We start from the raw sequence: 21659 nt of genomic DNA, 5'->3' as shown, positions 1-21659 counted from the left end.
TGGGGTGATGATAGGAATTAGACGTGACTAAGAGCAAAATGATATCAATTGATGCTGGAAATTATATGCTATACAATATTATTTAGTGTGATTTCGGGGACGACGTAGTAGAAGCGACCATCTTTTGATTCGTCGGCGATCATTACGTCGGCGTTATAATTTATGGTTTCGCCGGATTTTGATTTTACGTTCAGGCGGATCACGTCGTTGTTTACCACGATTTCTGCTGCACCGATCTTATCGCCGCTTACCGAGGAACGCATTTTTGCTATTCGTCCTAGCAGATCCACTGATTCGTCACCGTTATATCCCATGGTTTTGTACACTTTTACTAATGGTTTGGTTACAAAACGGGTTAAAAAAAATGCGAGTGCAAATACCGGTAATAATATCAGGGCCGATTTCCAGCCCCAGCTTGCCATGCCGAGGAATATTGAACTCACGAGGGTAATGATCCAGGCGATAAACTTAAAGGTCGAATACACCACCATGAAGGGCACCTTACCGACGTTTACATAATCCATCGCTTTTGAGAACCATGATTGTTCGGCACCGGTTTCCCCTGCATTGACGTCTGTATCAGGACTTACATCAACGCCCGTATCAACCTCCGGTGCAAAGTCCAGGTCGCCCAGGAAATCACCAGCTATCAGTGTAAACACCCAGTATAGTGCAGTGATGCCCGTTAGTACGGTCATAATGCCATTTGAAAGGGGGTGAAACAAGAGGTTAAAGAATTCGGACATGATTGGTTAGGGTTGATATAAGTGGAGGTTGGTTAGTGTTGATATAAATTGAGCTTGGTTAGGGTTGATGTAAGTTGAATTTGTTTAAGGTTGATATAGTTTGAACGATGTAAAAAATAATTTGGACCATGGACAATATCAATTCAGCAATATAAATCCTGGCCAGGTTTAACGCTAAGGGTTTTCACCCATGCCCAGTTTCTTTTTTATGGCCAACAGATCCGATTCGATGGATAACGTATCGTCTTTCAAAATCTTGTTCAATTCATCTTTTAGATCATTTTTTGAATGGGCGATCTCTCCATAAGCCTTCGACAATGCTTCCTGGTCCTCAACCTTGTCTTTCATACGTTCAAGCATCGCGATGGTGCCATTGGTATCAATTTGAGCCAGTTGTTTGTTCACCTGCTGCGTCGCCTTGCTCACTTTGACCCGTGCCTTAAGGGTTTTCAGTTCTTTTTCCCATTTGGCCATGTTTTCTTTCAGGATCTCGATGTTCCTGAGCATGTCCTGCGAACTCTGGTGATGCGTGAGTGCCTGTGAACGCAGGTCCTCGGCATCGGCATAGTACCTGCGACGCAAAGAAAGTGCTTCGCGAGCCAGTTGCTCCGCTTTATTGAGCTCGAGGTCGCCTTTTTGAGCCTTCTGCATGATCAGTATGGCTTTTTCGGCATAATTCAATGATTCTTTCTGGCAGGCGGCCTCGTCATTTTCCGTCCGGATGGCGAGGGCTTTCACTTTGGCATATGCTTCGGTGGCTTCTGCCAGGTCATCACGGAGTTCGCGGAGACCCTGTTCGGTCATCTTGATGGGATCTTCCATTTTTTCGACAGCGGCATGAATTTCTGCCTGACCGATCCTGAAAATTCTTTTAAATAGGTTCATAACATTACAGTTTAGAGAAACCAATGATTTGTTGATAATATTCGCTGAGCATGAGACCAAGCGAATTGATGGCGCCATCAAATTCGTTGAGGTCGATGTTGTCGATCTGCATGGTGTACCTGAACAGCACCTTGTTACCCTCCTCGTTGATCACAAAGGCACCGTGGATCATGTCGCGGTTTTTCTGTAACAGCTGTTTGAACATGCCCACGTTGTCTTTTTTGAACGAAAAGAGAAAATGTTCCATGATCAGGATAGGGGGTGCGATCCCTATGATCAGGTTATGAATGCCATCCTCCTCGTTGTCGATTTTCAGGATGCCGTCTTTTTCATTTTTGTAAACGATACGGCAACCGGAGCTGGTGGCGAAATCTTCTATTGTGGACATGAAATCCATCATTTGGCGTTTGTTTGTCTGATAAAGCTAAAAAAGATTTTGTTAAATTGCAAAAAATATTTGCATATTTGTTAAAATATTTTGCTTTATATTTGATTTATGCTCAAGATCGGAACAAACATAAAAAAGATAAGGACCGCCAGGAACCTGAGCCAGCAAGCATTTGCGGATCTTTTTGAATTAACAAGGGGAAATATCTCATCTTACGAAGAGGGACGCGCGGAGCCAAAACTGGAATCCGTGATGAAAATTGCAAACCATTTTAGCATACCGCTAAATAAATTTGTATCCGACGTGCTCACAGTCAACGAGATCCTTCAATACAATGGTGACTCCCTGTTAACCGATGAAAACCGGATCACAAACCTGCAGTTAAGGGAGGTGCCTTTCATCAGTGATGCCATATATATGCGGTGCAGTCATAAAGAATTAGCTTTTAACGACTGGGCATCGTTCCCGAAACTGGTTTTGCCTGAAACCAGCAGCAATAACCTCCTTGCGCTCTCTTTCAATAACAATATCCCGCATCACCAGGCCTTACCGGATTATCGTATGAATGATGTGTTGGTGTTCGAAGAGCTTACCCGTGAAAATGTGCATTTGTGTGATGGTAAAGCTGGCTTTTTCACCAATGCATCGGAGATCATGATCGGGCAGTATCGGTTGTCCGGCAGCGTTATTGAGCTTGTGTTGAATGATTTCAAAAAACATCTGTTCGAGTTCAAGGAGGAAAAGCAGTTCTGGAAGCTGTTCGCGGTATATGAGCATGAGCGGGGATAAGAGCATACTGCCGCAGATGACAAAGGCAGTGTGACAATTTAAGTGCAGTAGAACAATTGAAATAAACTATAAAAACTCAAGGCAGTTCAGGCAGTCAAAGACAGTAGAACAATTCAAATAAAAATCAACTAAACATCTTACTCATTTCAAAGGTATTTCCTCAAATAAACAATAACCATTAACAAGTCAAACCTACTACTATGATCGTCCAGCATTTATTATTGTTTGTTTTTCTTGCGTTCCTTATTGGTAGAAAACCTAAACCGAATTACCGGACCCGCTCACGTAATTATGATGCGGCGTATCGCAGGCCTGCAGAGCGGATGTTGGGGTCCGACACGTTATTTATAGCCGATACGTTATTCCTGGTTAAACCTGGTCTTACTCATCCGGCGTTGAATAAAATACAATAGTAATCGTTGCAAACCCGGAGGATTCACATTTGCCCAGCTTAAAGCCCGAAAATAGCCCCAAATAACAGGGAATACCGGGATCAATACCTCACATTTATCAGACGCCATCCTGTTTTATCATCCGGCTTGAAAGATTCGTAGCCTGAGAGGCTGCGCTGGCTCAAATATTGTACATTCACACTAAAGTAATTATCGCGATTTTAGGCCATTTCCGCGAGCTGATTGAGTAAAAAGGCCTGAAAACTCAAAAGAACAAGATGTTAATCCAGGTTTTGAAATCAAAAATTCAGCAGATTATTGTTAAAGAAAGTTCTATCGATTACCCGGGAAGTATTTCTTTATCAGACGAGCTGCTGGAAGCCTCCGGAATAAAGCCGTTTGAACTCGTTCATGTGAACAATAAAACAAACGGCAATCGGATCATAACATACGCTGTCCGTAATAAACAGAAAGGACAGGTTACAGTTAATGGTGCAGCATCAAAGCTTTTCAAAAAAGGCGATTGTATTCACGTTTTGGCTTTTGGATATATAACGGAAGAAGAAGCAGATTCATTCCGGCCAATTATTGTCATAGCCGATGAAAACAACCATGTGATTGAAACAAAAGCGTATGTCCTATAACAAATGATGATTGTAACTCTAAATGATGGTTGTAAATCCAGGTCCCACTAAAGCATCATATCGCCCATATCGGGGATGCAACATTGACTGATAAAGACTGCCAGAATCTCTTCCTGTAACCAGCACAAAACAGGCTTCCTTACACTCATGTCGGATGCAGTTTCTCCCAGGACCATTCCTTAAACTTTTCCAATAAAAAACCTTGAATGAACCGGCATTTTTGTAGATTCGGTAACCAATAACTGTATTTTAGACGCTTATCGGCTGCCACGAAAATTGCTTGTTTATGAGAAAAAGATCTTCTCCGCTGAAGAAGCTCCTGTTCATTGGAGCTATACTGACATCCGCATCTGTCGGTCGCGCACAAACGAGCGAACTTAATTTCATAAACTTCAGCAATAAAGCCGGCCTCTCCTCCAACTCAATCAACGACATCATAAAGGACCGACAGGGGTACATGTGGTTCGGCACCGAAACCGGGTTAAACAAATTCGATGGTCTAAACTTCACGGTATATGGCACCAGGTCCGGTGACAGCACATCTATCGGTGGCAACGAAATCATCGCCCTCGCAGAAGATAAAAAAGGAAATTTATGGGTGGGTACGGATCAATCCCTATCGTATTACGACCGGAAAAATGATGCGTTTATCAACTATGATTTTGTAAAGAACAGCTCGGCTCGTGCACTGGCCGTTGATAGCTCCGGTGATCTCTGGGTGGGAAGTTATTATGGCTTGTACCGTTTCAAGCCCGGTAAAGGAGTGATCCGCCACTATACCTCCAAGCCAAGCGGACATAGCCAACTTCAGTCAAATAAAATCATCAGTCTTTTTGTAGACAGCCGTAACCAGCTCTGGATAGGCACTCCCTCTGGTCTCCATCGTTATGATCGAAGCCGCGAAGGGTTTGTGATCTATCAACATTCAACAACAGACTCGAACTCTATTGCAGATAACCTCGTCCGCTCCATCACAGAAGATAAATCGGGTAATCTTTATTTTGCTACTAATAAAGGAGTAAGTCAGCTGATGGCCGGAACCAACAAGTTCAAAACTTACCGTGCAGGTAAAGATCCGCACACGCTAAGCAGCGAACTTATATATAAGGTAGCTTATGACAAATCAGGCTCTCTCTGGGTAGGTACAGAAAATGGTTTGAATATACTCGATCCCGTGAGCGGAAAGGTGACAAGAATATTGCATGAACCCAGGAATAAGTACAGTCTTTCAGGAAAATCTATCCGCGCCATTTTCATCGACGATAATGGATTGTATTGGGTGGGAGGATATCATAGTGGTGTAAACAAATATGATAAGAACCTGGCCTTTTTTAATCTTACGAAAAGCAACCCCTTTGATGCTTCCGGTTTAAGCGCACCCCTGGTAACAAGTTTTGTTGAACGCTCGAAGGATGAGATTTATGTCGGCACTGATGGCGGAGGATTAAATCTTTATAACCGTAAAACAAAATTGTGTTCTCATCCTCAGCTCGACCAGGAAGGCAAGGGCAAAGCGATTTTGGATATGGAGCAGGATGGAGATGATCTTTGGGTCGGTACTTTCCGGGATGGCGTTTATGTATTAAACATGAAAAGCGGCAAGGTTACCAACCATTTTAAGGGTGGCCCAAAAGACTTGTCGGGCCCGGATATCTTCTGCGTAAAAAAAGACAGTAAGGGACTGATCTGGATAGGCACCAACGGCCACGGCATAACCGTCTACGATCCCCGTACTCAGCAATTCACAAAAGTTTCCGATACAATCGATGGTGACAAACAACTGGGCAACGCATATATAAGGGTGATAGAGGAAGATAAGGAAGGGAACATGTGGATCGGCACACAAGGTACGGGCGTCATATTCTATGATCGTGTTGCCCGCAGTTACAAGATCTTTGACCAGGACAACAGCAAGTTGCCTTCCAATAAGGTGCTCAGTATTCATAGCGACCGGGACAATGAGATCTGGGTGAGTACACCTGGCGGTGGGGTGGTTCAGTTTGATAAACAATCGCAGTCATTCCGCAACGTTCCAAAATTGCAGGCCCTTGCGAATACCGTGATATATAAAATTCTCGAAGATAATTCCGGAAAGTTCTGGGCAAGCACAAATGCCGGCATCGTTAATTTTTGTAAGGACAACAGCCGGTTCAAAACTTATGCAGCTCAGAACGGCGTACAGCAAAGCGATTTTTACCGGGGTTCAGGCATGATGGCTTCAAACGGATGGATCTTTTTTGGCGGACTTGATGGCTTTAATTTTTTCGAGCCGGCATCTCTTGTTACCAATCGAAACGTACCCGAACTAGTGTTCCGTGATCTGAGGATCTCCAACCGATCCGTTGTTCCCGGCAAAAAATCGGCGATTAGTCAACACATTTCAATAGCAGAAGAGATTCACCTCGACCATAAACAAAATTTTTCGCTCGATTTTACCACGCTTAATTATACCTCGCCATTTGAAAACAGGTATTCCTATAAACTTGAAGGTTTTGAAAAAGACTGGAATGACATAGGTAGCAGGCAAACGGCAGTGTATACCAATCTTGACCCCGGCGATTATACTTTTAAGGTGAAGGCCCGCAGTGATGATGGCCTTTGGGAAAGCAAAGAAAAAACAATCAGGATCTTTGTGAAACCCCCGATCTGGCGCACGGTCTATGCTTATATCTTTTATGTTCTGAGTGCGTTCCTGATACTTGCCCTGATAAGATACAGGGGTATCCGGAAACTGAAGAACAAATTCAAACTTGAACAGGAGAGGCTACAGTTCTCGCAGATGCTGGAACAGGAAAAGAGGGAACGTGAAAGGCAGCACGATTTCGATCAGCAAAAAATAAAGTTCCTGACAAATCTTAGTCATGAGTTCCGGACCCCGATCTCACTGATCCTGGCCCCGGCGGATAAGCTGGCGGGCATTGAAGAGGACGATGAAAAATTGGAGCAGATCGGTGTAGTCCGTCGTAATGCAAGGCGATTATTAAATCTTGTAAACCAACTGCTGGACTTCCGCAAGCTGGAAGAAAGAGAGCTGAATTTATTTTTGTCTGATGGCGACCTGATTGCCTGTATTCATGACGTGGCCGACTCATTCCGCGACATCTGGGATGCGAAACATATAGAGTTTACGTACAAAAGCGACCTCCAACAATACATAACAAGGTTCGACAGGGACAAAATGGAACGGATTCTTCTAAACCTCATGTCGAACGCAGTAAAGTTTACCCCGGATGAAGGCAAAATTTCGCTGGAGGTTGAACAGGATACGGACCAGTCAGTCCTGATCCGGGTAAGGGATACTGGTATCGGTATGTCGCCCGAGGAAAGTTCAAAGGTATTTGACCGGTTTTTCCAGGCCAAGACCAAGGAAGATGTATTAAGCCAGGGCAGCGGTATCGGGCTGTCCATTACCCGGGAATTTGTGCGACTGCATGGTGGCACCATAAAAGTGGAGAGTGAACCCGGCAAAGGATCTGTTTTTACGATGCTGTTTCCATTCAAGCCATTGCAGGTTGTTTCCGGGAATGCCGCTCCTGGATTGACATGCCCAAGCCAGGACTTGCTTTCAAAGACTCGGAACTGTGGCAGGTCCATATCCGAGACTGCGGGGCCCGAAAAACTACCGGTGCTGATTGTTGAGGACAATGAGGAATTCAGGAATTATCTGAAGAATAATCTCAGTGCGGGTTACAAAATTATTGAAGCCTCGAATGGCAAGGAAGGCTGGCAGAAAGCGCTTGCTTCCCATCCAAAGATCATTGTAAGTGATGTCAATATGCCCGGGATGGATGGAATTACCCTTTGCCGGAAGTTGCAATCAGACAAAAGGACCAAACATATCCCGATAATTCTGCTGACCGCGCTGAACGGGGACGAAAACCAACTGGAAGGCCTGGAAACCGGGGCGAGTGATTATCTTACCAAACCCTTCAACTTCGATATCCTCCATATAAAAATTAAAAATCTACTCGCGCTAAATAAAAACCTCGAAACTACCTACAGTAAGCAACTGAAAATTGAGGTACCGGAGGTAAGTGTACAATCGCACGATGAACAACTTCTCCTCAAGATCACGAGGTTCATTGAAAACAACATCGACAATCCGAATCTCTCGGTAGAAGAACTGAGCAAGCATGTCTTTATGAGCCGCCGCTCTCTTTATAGTAAGATAATGGAACTGACCGGCGAAACCCCGGTGGAATTTATCAGGTCGCTAAAACTTCAGAAGGCAGTAGCACTTTTGGAAAACAGTGATATGAAGATGAGCGAGATCGCATACACTACCGGATTCGCTACCGCCAATTATTTCACGAGGGCTTTTAAGGCGAAGTATAATGTTTCCCCAACGGAATATGTCACCCTCAAAAAAGGGCAGGTTGTAAGGAAGTAACGCAAGATTAAATTAAAGTCTAAACAACGTCCGTGGTTAGTTCGGCACGTGCAAACGCGTCTTAATGCTAATGCTAATCATCCTCCAAGTGTTTCAGGTGTTTTATGATAAGCCTATGACCATCCCCCGGATGTCTCATGAAAAGCATTTACCATTCCCCCAGGCATTTCATGATAAGCCTATGATCATCACCCTCCAGGTTTTTCTAAAAAGGTATGTTGTCGATTTTTCCCTCATTTCCAAGCCATACCAGCTCAATTTGCAACATTTGGAACAGGAAATCTCACAAATGTGCTAGCCCCTTGGGCGCCAAAATCTCAAATTACACCCACGGACAGGGACCGATTGCCCGGTATAAAACTGTTTTTATCTCACCATAACTCCTTACTTGTTTCAACCGACAAGGCTTCAACAAAAAACGATCGCAAATGAAAATTTTTCACCTAAGAGACTTGATCTGTGCCCCGAAACCCAGGAAATCGACACTGCACCGGCTGGTAGGAATAGTCATCCTGATGTCTGTCACCCTGATGGCTAATGCTCAAAACATCACGATCCGCGGACGAATCCTGAATGACGTTGGAACCGCCGTTCCAAATGCCTCGGTAACCGTCAAGGGCTCAACAGTGGGCAACACCAGTGATGATAGCGGTAACTATACGATCTCTGCCCCAGGCAACGCTACCCTCGTTTTTTCCTCCGTTGGATTTACACCGGTGGAAATCGAGGTAAACAACCGGACCTCGATTGACGCAGTACTGAAACCAAGCAACAGCGATCTCGACCAGGTGGTCGTAATCGGTTACGGTACACAAAGAAAAGCGGATGTTACCGGCGCAACCGTTTCGGTGAAAGGCGAAACACTGAACGAAATAAAAGCACCGAATCTGTTGAACCAGCTCCAGGGCAGGGCAGCAGGGGTGGATATTGTAAGCAACAGTTCGCAGATCGGCGCCGGCGGTGAGATCCGTATCCGTGGTAACCGTTCGATCACCGGGAATAACAATCCCCTCGTGGTTGTTGACGGTATGGTTTACGGGGGAAGTGTGAATGATATCAATCCAGACAACATCGCAACCGTCGATATCCTGAAAGATGCATCAGCCACAGCCATTTATGGTTCCAGGGGTTCAAACGGGGTAATTATCGTTACCACGAAAAGAGGCACCATGCAAAAACCGGTAACAAGCTACAACGGCTATGTAGGCATGGTAAAAGCAATTGATACCTACGAACTGTTCAATGGTGCCGAATACGCGAAATTTAAAGAAGATGCGCGGAGAGGTCAGCCAGGTTATCTCACCAATCCTAATATTGGTAGTCCTTACGCGCTCACACCTATAGAAAACACAAACCTGCAGGAGGGCGTCAGCACTGATTGGCAGGACTTGCTGCTGACTACCGGGATCAGGACGAGCCATGATCTGAACGTAAGGGGAGGAAACGACCGGACCCAGTATTTTTTTGGAATCGGTTATTACCATGAGACCGGTGTTATTCCTGATCAATCCCTTAATCGTTTCTCCTTCAGTGTCAATATTGATCATAAGTTATCTGAACGCATCAAGGTTGGGTTCACCAGTTTTAACACCCTTCTTCGTTCAAACCGGATCGGAACCAATGCATACGGGTCCTCCACCAGGCTTGGCCCTTTGTATAAGCCATATAATGCAGACGGAACAATAAACCTTCAGCCTGCCTTACAGCAGGGAGTTGACTTCAACCAGTTCAGCCCACTCACCTCCATTGGCAACGACGAGCTGATCAAAGCTTTTTCAAGGCGTTACCAGTTCCAGCATAATTTTTACGGCGAACTGAAAATCCTGAAGGATCTGAAGTTCAGGACCACCTTTGGATATGGCTGGTCACAGACTTTCAACAGCAACTATACCGGTCCAAACAATGTATTCAATACCAATTTGACCACTGCCGGTGCAAACCTGAATCAATCAAACGCGGAAGGATGGCAGTACACCATAAATAACTCCCTCGATTACAATACAACCTTTGGTGATAAACATAAGTTGCAGGCGCTCGTGCTGCAGGAAGTACAACAGAATTACTTCCAGTCGCAAAGGATCAACGGCCAGGGTGTGCCTGCCGATTATATCCAGGACTATAACCTGAACCTTGTAAATACCTTGATCGCCGAACCAAATTCTGCAGGCTACAGCAAGTCGGCCGTGATCGGTTATATGGCCAGGGCAATTTATTCTTTTGATGACAAATACCTCGTTACTGCAACCGTCAGAACTGACGGAGCTTCCGTACTCGCCCCGGGAAATCAATGGGTAACCTATCCCGCAGTTTCAGTGGGTTGGAACCTTGACCGCGAAAACTTTATGCAGGGTATCACGGCCATTTCAAGCCTGAAACTTCGCGCGGGCTGGGGTATCAGTTCAAATGCAGGAATTAATCCTTACACTACGCTTGGTAGCCTGACTGCTAACTTCTACAACTTCGGCCAGGGATCAACAGTCGGTGTGAATTACGTAAACGGCTATATATTAAATACCAGCCCCAACCCTGAACTCACCTGGGAAAAAACAAGTGGCTTAAACTTCGGTGTTGATTTTGCCATGTTCAATAACCGGTTATCCGGTAGCATTGAATATTATAGGACTAATACCAGCGATATCCTGCTCCAAAGGAACCTGCCCCGGAGTAATGGAACCAACTCTATTCTCACTAACGTAGGTGAAACCGAATCCTATGGTATGGAGTTCTCTCTCAGCAGTGTGAATGTGAGGAGCCAGGGCGGCTTTACCTGGACCACCGACGCAAACCTGTTTTTCAACCGGGAAAAAATTACTGCCCTTCAGCTTGGACTCAAGCAGGATATTAATAACGGTTGGTTCGTGGGACACCCGATCACGGCAATCTATGATGTAAAGAAACTAGGAATCTGGCAGACCAGTGAAGCGGCGCAGGCAACAATATATGGAGTGCAACCGGGCGATATCAAGCTGGAAGACGTTAATAAAAACAACTCGATAGGCGCAGATGACCGACAGATCATCGGGAATTTTCAACCGGATTTTGTTGCAGGACTCACCAACAAATTCGAATACAAAAACTTCGACCTGAACATCGTTTTGTTCGGACGGTTTGGCCAGACTGTCGTGGTAAACTATCTCTCAGCAGATGGTGGCGGGGCCGGTTATCCATTCTTTCTGAACAGCCGGGTAAATCAACAAAAGATTGATTACTGGACCCCGGAGAATCCAACCAATGCTTTCCCTCAACCCGATGCGAGTCGCGATGGACAACTTTATACTTCCACACTCACTTACCAGGATGGTTCTTTTATTAAGATAAGAACTATCGATCTCGGGTATACGCTGTCGAAAAAGGTGCTGGGAAAATCGGGCATACAATCCCTGAGAGCCTATGTATCAGCTCAGAATCCTTTCATCCTATGGTCACCACTTGTAAGGTCCGGATTGGGAATTGACCCTGAAGGTAACGGTACCGGTAATTCAGTAGGCTCAAGTGCAGGCGGCGGCGCCCCTGTACAGGCACGTGCTATTACCGTTGGAATGGGCGTACCACCAACCCGCCAGTTTATTTTTGGTGTTAACCTGAACTTCTAATTTTTAAATGTCTAATTGATGAAACATAAATATTTAGCCGGCCTGGTGTTTTGCGTAACCATCGTTGTTGCTTCGGGTTGCAAAAAACTGCTTGAAGAACAGCCGAGGATAACTTTTGCACCTTCTTTTTTCTCCACAAACGATGGTATCCAGGGTGGGATAGCGGGTATATATTCCAGCTTCCGTGGACAATGGGGAACCCAGATCTTTACTCAGTTATACAATGGCGGCACGGATGAATCGCTCCGGGGGGCAGCAGCCGATGTGCAACACTGGTTTAATTATAACAATGCATTGATCAAAGCCCAGGCTAACGATTACGAAGGTTTTTGGAACACCTTGTTCATAGATATCAACACGGCTAATGGTGTGTTGGAATTTGGCGCCGACGCAAATATCGCTGCGGCTACCAAAACACAGTTGCTGGCACAGGCGAAGTTTCTGCGTGGATTTTGTTACTACTACCTGGTGACTACTTTTGGCCAGGTGCCATTACACGTAACCTTTAATACTTCAGCTTCTGCAGCAGATGCACCTGCTCCGCTTCCGGATCTGTATGCACAGATCATAAAGGACTTTACCGAAGCCGCTGCTGATCTTCCTAACGTGCCCACTGCAAATACAGGTAAACCCGCAACAAAGGCAACTGCATTATACCTGCTGGCGAAAACGCATCTGTGGAGAGGTTGGAGCGCGGCAGCACAACCTACCGATTTCAAAAGTGCATATGATATCTCAAAGAATTTAATTGACAATAAGGCTACTTATAATCTCGATCTGTTACCATATTTCGGCGAAGTGTTTAAAGAAGGAAACGAATACAGCAGGGAAGTGCTGATGGTGATCGATCATACAAAGGATTTGAAATTTGGACAGAATTCTGCTGTTGGCGCCGGTGCGACAAGTGGAAGTGAAAACAAATCCAACTTCTTCTGGCGTCCGAATTATCCCAACATAAATGCAAATTATCCTGCTGCAGGTGGTGCGAACGTAACAGTGCGCGACATCAACAATGGCCGGCCCTTTCAACGTATCCGACCAAATACCCGATACATCATGGACGTGGCTTTTGCGAATCGTGCAACCGATGCAAGATATGAGGGCACTTTCCAGACGGTGTGGTTATCAAACAGTACCGCAATGTCTGTAAGGGGAACCACCGGTGCGACAACACCCAGGGGTACATTAATTAATGGTGTAGATACCGCAATCTGGATGGCCGATGGCATTGTTCCGCCTGCAAGAAGATCGACGTTTAAAGGTATAATTTTCGAACCTGATCATATTACGGGTAGAACCAATCCTTATACCGCAAGTTATTTTCCGAGCGTACGCAAGTTTGATGATTCAACCAGGGGCGAACAAAATGATTATTCCGACAGGCCCTATATTCTATTCCGGTTCTCCGATGTTTATTTAGTGGCAGCAGAGGCGGCATTTAAAGGCGGCGCAACATTACAGGATGCAGCAAACATGATCAATGTCCTTCGTTCGCGTGCAGCCAACAAAGCGAACCAGACACCGGCACAATATGCTGCAGCGCTGGCCGCGCAGCAGATCACCGCCGCTAACGTTACCCTCGATTTTATTCTTGATGAACGAAGCCGGGAACTTTTCGCTGAAGACACCAGGTGGTGGGATCTTTCGCGGACCGGCAAACTGGTTGAACGGGTTAAATTGTATAATCCGGAAGGTGCCGCAGGTGTTCAGCCTTATAATATCAGGCGACCCATTCCGCAATCCCAGATCGACCTGGTAACGGAAGGGCCACCGTATCCGCAGAATGAAGGGTATAAATAAATTCTTCTGATGAGTAGAAAAAAATAACGAAGGATGATGTCAATCATTCTTCGTTTTTGGATATTTATGGTAGAAGGAATAAGTAAGCACTGCAGAATACAATCTTAAACCAGCATAAAAAATGTGATTAATGAAGCGTTTGGTCCTGCTGTTTTTTATGGCCAGTGCATACCTGGGTGCACATAGTCGCACATTGCATCAAAGCGATACATCACACAACAATGAACTTGCAAAGGGCCGTCTTAATATTGCTTACAAATGGGGCGAGGTTGCCATGCTTTGTACATCGATGGATACGGACAGGTTCAAGCCGCGCCCTACTGTTACTTCAAGATTCCTGGGGCTGATATGGACGGCAGCATTCGATGCCTGGAGCCGCTATGACCTGACTGCAATACCCGTTTACCTGGAGGGTATACAACGAAGACCCCTTAAAGAACACACTCTCCGTAATAAGGAGATTGCCATCAGTTACGCGCTGTACCGGACCATGTTGAATTATTACTTCAGTGATTCGTTGATGCTGCAGCAGAAGATGATTGAATTTGGATTTGATCCGCACGATACCAGTACCAACAGTGCAACCCCCGCCGGCATCGGAAACCTGGCTGCAAGAGCAGTCTTGCAGAAAAGAAAGTATGATGGTGCGAATGAAACAGGCACTATCGGGGTAGCTGGTGGCGCGAATGAAACCGGTACAACGAGGATAGCTGATGGTTCGAATGCAACCCGCACGATGGGGATAGCTGATGGTTCGAATGCAACCCGCACAATTGACCTGCGTGGTGGTAACGAGGTAGCAGGCACAATGATGCGGCGCGATATAATGCCTTATGCTGACTATACCGGCTATAAACCGGTTAACAGTGCAGATAGTCTTCGTGAACTTCAAAGATGGCAACCAAAATATTTCTCTGATGGAAACGGTGGTAAGTTTGCTCCTGCTTGTCTCACACCACACTGGAACAAGGTGAGTCCGCTATTGATTGATTCCGCAAGCCAGTTCAGGCCAATACCGCCACCGGCAATTGGTTCCACTCAATTGATCACCGAAATCAAACAGGTGGTTGACATGCAGGCAAACCTTACCAATGAACAAAAGGCATTGATCGAGTTGATGCGTGATGGCCCAAAATCAGTACAACAGGCAGGGCATTGGTTTATGTTTGCGCAAAGTGTTTCTGTTCGCGATAAACATACGCTTGACCAGGATGTAAAGCTGTATTTTTTGATAGAAGCGGCGGCAATGGATGCCTTCATCGCATGCTGGGATGCCAAAATGTACTACGACTATGCGCGACCCTATTCCCTGGTTCATGATTATTATGGCGACAGTGTGATCAGGCTTTGGGGAGGTGCAGACAAGGGTATGATCACTGCAAAGGGAAGCGAATGGAGGCCATACTCTCCCGAAACATTTTTATGTCCGCCTTTTCCATCTTATGTTTCAGGACACAGCACTGTTAGTGCAGCCTGTGCCGAATCACTACGTCTTTTTACCGGCAGTGATCATTTTGGTGAAGAAGTAAAACGTGTTCCCGGGGAGTTCACAGAACCTGGAAATATCGGCGATACCGTTACGATAAAGTTTGAGACGTTTACCGAGACTGCTGAACTTGCAGGATTATCGCGCGTATTGGGTGGTTATCATATCCAGGCGGATAATGTAGAAGGATTAAAGCTTGGCCGCAATGTGGCTAAGCAGGTTTACCGGAAGTATTTGCTTCATACCGGGAAGCAATGATAGTGTGGCACAGCCTGTAGACGATGATAATTACAGGTAAGATGATTTTATGATAGGCGTGCAAAGCAATAATAAATTGTGATAAGGTATCATGAGTATGAGTAGATTACCTTTAAATTCAAAAGTTTGAGAAATTTTGTGAGATCAATATATTCAGGACCTTTAAATTTCAAGGTGGAATCAATAATGAAAACTGCTGCTTGCCTGTGCATCCTCGTCTTAACGCTGATCTCATGTAGCGATAATGAAACAAAAACCACATCGACCGAATCCCCCGTTTTTAAAAGCATTCCCTCCTCGTACAGCGGTATCGGCTTCGCTAATTTTGTTGATGAAAATTACAAGAAAAATTATTTTGACAGCTTTGCCTATGTTTATAATGGTGCCGGTGTAGCCATCGGAGATATTAACAACGACGGGCTGCAGGATGTTTATTTCACAGGTAATGAGGTCCCCAACAAACTTTACCTCAACCACGGTAAAATGAAGTTCACCGATATCACGAAAAGCGCAGGCGTAGACGGCGGTATTGGCTGGGACAACGGCGTAACCATGGTTGATATCAATAACGACGGCCTGCAGGATATCTATGTTTGTAAAGGCGGATACCGCGACACAGATGAAGAAAGAACAAACCTCCTGTACATCAACCAGGGCAATCTGACATTTAAGGAATCAGCTGCAGCCTATGGCCTGAACGACAAAGGCTATTCACAACAAGCGGTTTTTTTTGATATGGATAATGATAATGATCTTGATGTTTTTATCTCATCAAGACCTGATTCTTTTTACCTCGGCCTCTCACAAATGGTCAAGGGTAAAAGAAATCCTCCTGACAACTGCCGAAGCAAGCTGTACCGGAATGATAAGGGCAAATACACCGAAATTGGAAAAACCGCCGGGCTTGGCAATACATACGGCTATGCACTTGGTGTGGTAATTTCCGACCTTAACAAAGACGGCTTCCAGGATATATTTATGTCGAATGACTATGCCGACCAGGATTATATGTTCATGAACCAGGGCAACGGTACGTTCAGGGAGCAGATCAAAGAATCAACCAATCATGTCTCGCTCTTTTCAATGGGTGCAGATGTAGCTGATATCAACAACGACGGCTACGAGGATATCATGGTCACCGAAATGTTGCCCGAAAACTACAAACGTTCAAAGGTCTCTATGCCGAGAATGGATGTAGAAGGTTTCTGGGCCATTGTTGACAGCGGTTTCCAGAAGCAATACATGCATAATGCCTTACATCTTAACCAGGGAAATGGATTCTTCAGCGACATTTCTCAACTGGCAGGTGTTTCCAAAACGGAATGGAGCTGGTCAACCTTATTATCCGACTTCGACAATGATGGAAACCGCGACATATTCGTGGCGAACGGGTATCGCCGGGATCTGTTTGATGGTGATATCGCAGAAAAACAAGCCGCTTATATACAGGCAAACCTGCACCGGTATGCATCCAGCCAGGAGATGTTTGAAACCGGGTTCAAAGATTATATCAACATCTATGATCCCATTAAGGTGAGAAACTACTTATTCCGTAATACCGGAGATCTTCATTTTGAGAACGTATCGGAAGGTTGGGGATTTAAAGACAGCAGCTTTTCAAATGGCGCAGCGATTGCCGATTTTGACAATGACGGCGACATTGACCTGGTCATTAACAATCTTGACCAGGAAGCAATGCTGTACGAAAATACTACTAATGGCAAAAAGAACTTTATAAGTCTGAAGTTGAAAGGTCCAGTTCAGAACGGTGATGGTATCGGTGCAAAGATTTCACTTTATTACGAGGGCAAGCAGCAGCAATATTTTGAACAAAAAACGGTGAGGGGGTATCTCTCTTCAAATGATCCCAGGGTACATTTTGGAATTGGAACACAAACCAGCATCGATAGTATAGTAGTTGTTTGGCTGGATGGTAAGGAAAATATTCTTCGCAATGCTCCCGCCAACCGGGAGATGGTGATTGATTATTCTGGCGCCGTTGCCGGCAAAGCTGGTGCAAGCCAGGCGGACCCATTGTTTACAGCGGCTCCCGGATTATTCTCGAAGGCATTCAATCATAAGGAAAATACCTATGATGAATACGTTGACCAGATCTTACTACCGCATATGTTCAGCCGAAGTGGTCCTTTCGTGGCTTCAGCAGATGCTGATAGCGATGGCGCGATGGATTTTTATGTTGGCGGCGCCGCTAACCAGCCTGGCAAATTGTACCTGCAGAAAGGGGGCAGGTTTGTTATGCAGTCGGTCCCGGCATTTGAAACCGATAAGCCATATGAAGATATGGGTGCCGTGTTTCTCGATATCGATAAAGATGGCGATATGGATCTTTATGTGTCCAGTGGTGGAGCAGCACATCCTGATGGCTCGCCACTGTACCAGGACCGGTTGTACATAAATAATGGCCAGGCAGCTTTTGCAAAGCCCGTTATGATACCAACCGGCAGCAGCGCTTCCTGTGTTGTTGCAGGTGATTTTGACGGGGATGGTGATACAGATATTTTCAGGGGCGGGCAGGTAACACCGCACGTGTATCCAAAGGCACCGAGGAGCTATATACTTATCAATGAAAATGGCAAACTGGTTGATAAAACACAGGCGTTTGCGCCCGGCCTTATGAACCCTGGAATGGTTAACACCGCAGCCTGGGCAGACCTTAATGGCGATAAAAAAGCCGAGCTGATCATAAGCGGTGAGTGGATGCCGGTAATTGTGTTTGAATCTAATTCGGGCAAGTTCAATAATGCTTCATCAAAGTTTGGTTTTGATAAAACAGAAGGTTGGTGGAACAGGCTGGTTATAGATGATGTGGATGGTGACGGTGATATGGATATTATTGCCGGTAACCTTGGTGAGAACTATAAGTTCAAAGCAAGTACCGCGAAACCTTTTGAAGTTTATGCAAAAGACTTCGATAACAACGGCACCAACGATATATTCCTCGCAAAGTATAACGGAGATGTACAGGTGCCGGTGCGTGGACGTGAATGTACCTCGCAGCAATGTCCTTTTATTCTTACAAAGTTTCCTTCCTTTCTTTCTTTTGCTGAATCTGACCTGGAGACTATTTTGGGAGATGAGATGGAGACTGCCATACATCAGAAAGCTTATATGTTTTCAAGTGTTGTTTTTGTGAATGAAGGCGGGAAGTTCAAACCTGTGAAGCTGCCTGTTGAGGCGCAGTTCTCAACGGTGAATGGCATTATCGTCGATGATTTTGATAAAGATGGCATAAAAGATCTCCTGCTGGCTGGTAACAAATTCGATGTGGAGGTGGAGACCACGCCGGCAGATGCTTCGCCCGGTTTGTTCTTGAAGGGATTGGGAAAGTCTTTATTCCGATCGGTTGGTCCCTTGCAAAGCGGTTTTTTTGTTCCTCACAATGTTAAGGACCTGGTTGCAATCAATACCACATCCGGCAAAGTGATCCTCGTTACATCAAATAATGACTCGTTAAGAATATTTGCTCAAGGCAATGTAGGTCTCAGCGACACTGCCAGCAAGAGCCGGCGGCCTCCCAGGAAATTAGATGCCCGGAGAAAATGAGCGGCGTATCGCAAAATACAATCACATCGTCACAGAAATGCTTTTCAATAGCCTTGATGATCTCCCTGTTTTTTGTTTGTTGTAAGGAAAAGACAAACCGGCTCGCCACATCAACAAGTCCTTACCTGCAACAGCATGCGGACAATCCTGTCGACTGGTATGAATGGGGGGAAGAAGCTTTGCAAAAAGCAAAGAAAGAAAACAAGCCGCTGTTGATCAGTGTTGGGTTTGCTTCCTGTCATTGGTGCCATGTGATGGAGCGCGAATCTTTTATGGACACCGCCGTGGCGAGATTAATGAACGAAAACTTTATTTCTATTAAGGTTGATCGTGAGCAGAGGCCGGATATCGACCAGGTTTATATGAATGCCTGCCAGCTGATTTCGGGAAACTCCGGCTGGCCGTTAAACGCATTTGCACTTCCGGATGGTAAACCATTTCATGCCGGGACCTATTATTCAAAAAAAAGCTGGATCAATTTGCTTAAGCAGGTTAGTACCGCTTACAAACAGCACCCGGGAAAGGTTTCTCTGCAGGCAAATAGTCTTACCAATGGTATCGCTAAGCTGGAGCTTGACCTGGTGTCTGAACGTGCTGATTCCACTCATATCCAGGCCGCTGATTACAGAATAATAATCGACAGTCTTTATAAAAAGATGGACTTCGTGAATGGTGGGTTACGGGGTGAGCCGAAATTTTTAGTTCCCTCTGTACTGGAATTGCTGTTACAGCATTCCGCGCTTACCGGTGATACGACTGCAAGAAACCTGGCAACAAAATCTTTGACCAGCATGGCACTTGGCGGCATATATGACCAGGTCGGTGGTGGATTTGCGAGATATTCAGTTGACAGTCTATGGCATGTCCCGCATTTTGAGAAAATGCTTTATGATAACGCGCAGTTGATATCTGTATACGCGCATGCATATCAGTTAACCGGTGACATCTTTTATAAAACTATCCTTGAAGAAACGCTGGCCTTTGTCCATCGCGAACTGTCAGCGGGTAATGGCGGATTTTTTAGTTCGCTGAACTCAGAGGTCGCGGCCCGCGAAGGCGATTATTATAAGTGGACATATGACGAATTGAAAAAGACAACTGGTAGCGATATCTTCTGTAAATATTTTGGGGTAACACCAGGTGGAAATTTCAGTGCTAGTGTTACTGCTAATGAAAATCGAGGTACTGCGCCCGGTAACGGTACAACCAAAAACAATTCAGGCACTGCGGCTGGTAGTGGTACAACCAAAAGTAATTCAGGCACTGCGGCTGGTAGTGGTTCAACCCAAGACAATGCAGGTAGTGAGGGTAATGGACGACCCAAAGATCATCCTGGTACCGGGAGTGGTAGTGCTACAACCAAAGACAATCCAGGTAGTGAAGCTGCAACTGGTGTTAATGGTAACATTATATCGCAGGGCAACAGGAAAGGCGACAATGTCTTGCATGCAGTTTCTACCCCTGAAGTTTTTGCGGCAGGCATGGCTCTTCAAGCTCGTGAATTTCTTCAGCAGTTGCAATCCGCCAAACAAAAAATGTTGATGCAAAGGATGAAAAGAGAGGCGCCCGCAGTTGATCCTAAAATACTTGTTTCCTGGAACGCATTAATGCTCACCGCCCTGGCAGATGCATATGTAACCTTGCAGGATGAATCAATTCTAAATAAAGCAAAAGCAACTGCATCATTTATCGAAAAAAAATTCCTGCAGCAAGATGGCGCTTTGTTAAGAAACCTTACCGGCGGTTCGGCTTCCATCCCAGGTCTGCTGGAAGATTATGCTTTACTCGCAAAGGCTTATATCCGCTTGTACCAGGTGAGTTTCGATAAACATTGGTTAATGCTGGCAGAGGATCTTGTAAAATATTCCATTGACCATTTCCTTGATCCCGGATCCGGCATGTTTTACAACACGCCGGCAAAAGGGCAATATGCAGTTGTTCGGAAAATGTCATTGGTGGATGAAGCGATGCCATCGGCAAACGGCATTATGGCAGGTGTTTTATATCAGCTGGGTTTGTATTTCGATCAGCATGATTACATAGAAAAGTCTTCAAACATGATGGCCCGGATCAGAACCCAGGCATCAAAATCTGCTCCCTATATGGCTCATTGGCTAAGCCTTGTTGGATTGCAGTTACATGGTATAAATGAGATCGTTATAACAGGAAGTGATGCTCTTAAAAGAAACCTGGAAATGCAAAAACAATATTTCCCACAAAACCTTTACCTGGGTTCCACTGACCAGGAAAATCTCCCGTTAATCACCGGTAAGTTGGTCAAAGGGCAGACGTATATTTATGCCTGCATCAACAAGACTTGTAAAAAGCCCGTGCAATCGGTTAGCGAGGCAATTGATCAGTTGGCAGCAAGAAGAGTGAAATAAAGTATCGTGAAGGCCGGTAGTCCAGCGGGGTGATGAACGGATTGTGGGATGAAGTGGAGATCGTATCCGTTTTCTCAGAAATTTTATATGCTTTGAATCCGGGTTTCCCCCCAGGTTCTAAATGGGTAGCATTCGGTTTGAATGGCAGATTCTATATAAGATGGATTCTGGGTTACATCAAAAATTCAGTTCCAGCAAGTTATTCAAACGGGTTCTCCCTTCCACAGTCAGGTAAAGCTCTCTTGAAAACTTACCATTCCTGAACCATTTCTGCTGAAGCATTTTGTTGAACATCACCGCCCCAAGCTGACCGGCAAGGTGTGGACGTCTTTCGCTCCAA

Annotated in this window: 12 protein-coding genes; 9 read left to right on the top strand and 3 right to left on the bottom strand. The window is 45.3% G+C overall.

Features of this window, described 5'->3' with window-relative positions; translation table 11 throughout:
• Positions 1-68 precede the first annotated feature (68 nt).
• From ACX0G7_RS10475 to ACX0G7_RS10465, 3 genes are all read right to left on the bottom strand, one after another.
• Positions 69-698, bottom strand: coding sequence for a hypothetical protein (locus ACX0G7_RS10475; RefSeq protein ID WP_458923413.1), 630 nt, complete (start codon positions 696-698; stop codon positions 69-71).
• Between the two features lie 222 nt (positions 699-920).
• Positions 921-1631 carry a PspA/IM30 family protein gene (locus ACX0G7_RS10470; protein ID WP_458923412.1) on the bottom strand — a complete coding sequence of 237 codons (711 nt, stop codon included), beginning with the start codon at positions 1629-1631 and terminating at the stop codon, positions 921-923.
• Positions 1632-1635: 4 nt separating this feature from the next.
• Entirely contained in the window at positions 1636-2019 is a 384-nt protein-coding gene (locus tag ACX0G7_RS10465) for a YbjN domain-containing protein (RefSeq protein ID WP_458923411.1), read from the bottom strand.
• A 108-nt stretch (positions 2020-2127) separates the two neighbouring features.
• Here ACX0G7_RS10465 and ACX0G7_RS10460 point away from each other — a divergent pair, with 108 nt between their 5' ends.
• The 9 genes from ACX0G7_RS10460 to ACX0G7_RS10420 all read left to right on the top strand — a co-directional run bounded on the left by ACX0G7_RS10460 (position 2128) and on the right by ACX0G7_RS10420 (position 21319).
• Positions 2128-2808: a helix-turn-helix domain-containing protein gene (locus tag ACX0G7_RS10460; RefSeq protein ID WP_458923410.1), complete on the top strand. Its 681-nt coding sequence runs from the start codon at positions 2128-2130 to the stop codon at positions 2806-2808.
• Positions 2809-3008: 200 nt separating this feature from the next.
• Positions 3009-3221 carry a hypothetical protein gene (locus tag ACX0G7_RS10455; protein WP_458923409.1) on the top strand — a complete coding sequence of 71 codons (213 nt, stop codon included), beginning with the start codon at positions 3009-3011 and terminating at the stop codon, positions 3219-3221.
• A 257-nt stretch (positions 3222-3478) separates the two neighbouring features.
• On the top strand, positions 3479-3844 hold the full coding sequence (locus tag ACX0G7_RS10450) for an aspartate 1-decarboxylase (RefSeq protein WP_458923408.1): 366 nt from the start codon (positions 3479-3481) through the stop codon (positions 3842-3844).
• 286 nt (positions 3845-4130) lie between these two features.
• The gene (locus ACX0G7_RS10445; protein WP_458923407.1) at positions 4131-8234 is read left to right on the top strand and encodes a hybrid sensor histidine kinase/response regulator; all 4104 of its coding nucleotides are present in this window, start codon (positions 4131-4133) and stop codon (positions 8232-8234) included.
• A gap of 428 nt (positions 8235-8662) precedes the next feature.
• Positions 8663-11827, top strand: coding sequence for a SusC/RagA family TonB-linked outer membrane protein (locus ACX0G7_RS10440; protein WP_458923406.1), 3165 nt, complete (start codon positions 8663-8665; stop codon positions 11825-11827).
• 18 nt (positions 11828-11845) lie between these two features.
• Positions 11846-13627: a RagB/SusD family nutrient uptake outer membrane protein gene (locus ACX0G7_RS10435; protein ID WP_458923405.1), complete on the top strand. Its 1782-nt coding sequence runs from the start codon at positions 11846-11848 to the stop codon at positions 13625-13627.
• Between the two features lie 130 nt (positions 13628-13757).
• Complete coding sequence (locus ACX0G7_RS10430; protein WP_458923404.1) at positions 13758-15371, top strand: vanadium-dependent haloperoxidase; 1614 nt, start codon at positions 13758-13760, stop codon at positions 15369-15371.
• 186 nt (positions 15372-15557) lie between these two features.
• A complete protein-coding gene (locus ACX0G7_RS10425) occupies positions 15558-18935 on the top strand; it encodes a VCBS repeat-containing protein (RefSeq protein ID WP_458923403.1) in 3378 nt (1125 codons plus the stop codon).
• 56 nt (positions 18936-18991) lie between these two features.
• A complete protein-coding gene (locus tag ACX0G7_RS10420) occupies positions 18992-21319 on the top strand; it encodes a thioredoxin domain-containing protein (RefSeq protein WP_458923402.1) in 2328 nt (775 codons plus the stop codon).
• The last annotated feature ends 340 nt before the right edge of the window (positions 21320-21659 follow it).

It is taken from the genome of Flavitalea antarctica (genome assembly GCF_054461535.1).
This window is presented reverse-complemented; position numbering and strand designations above follow the sequence as displayed.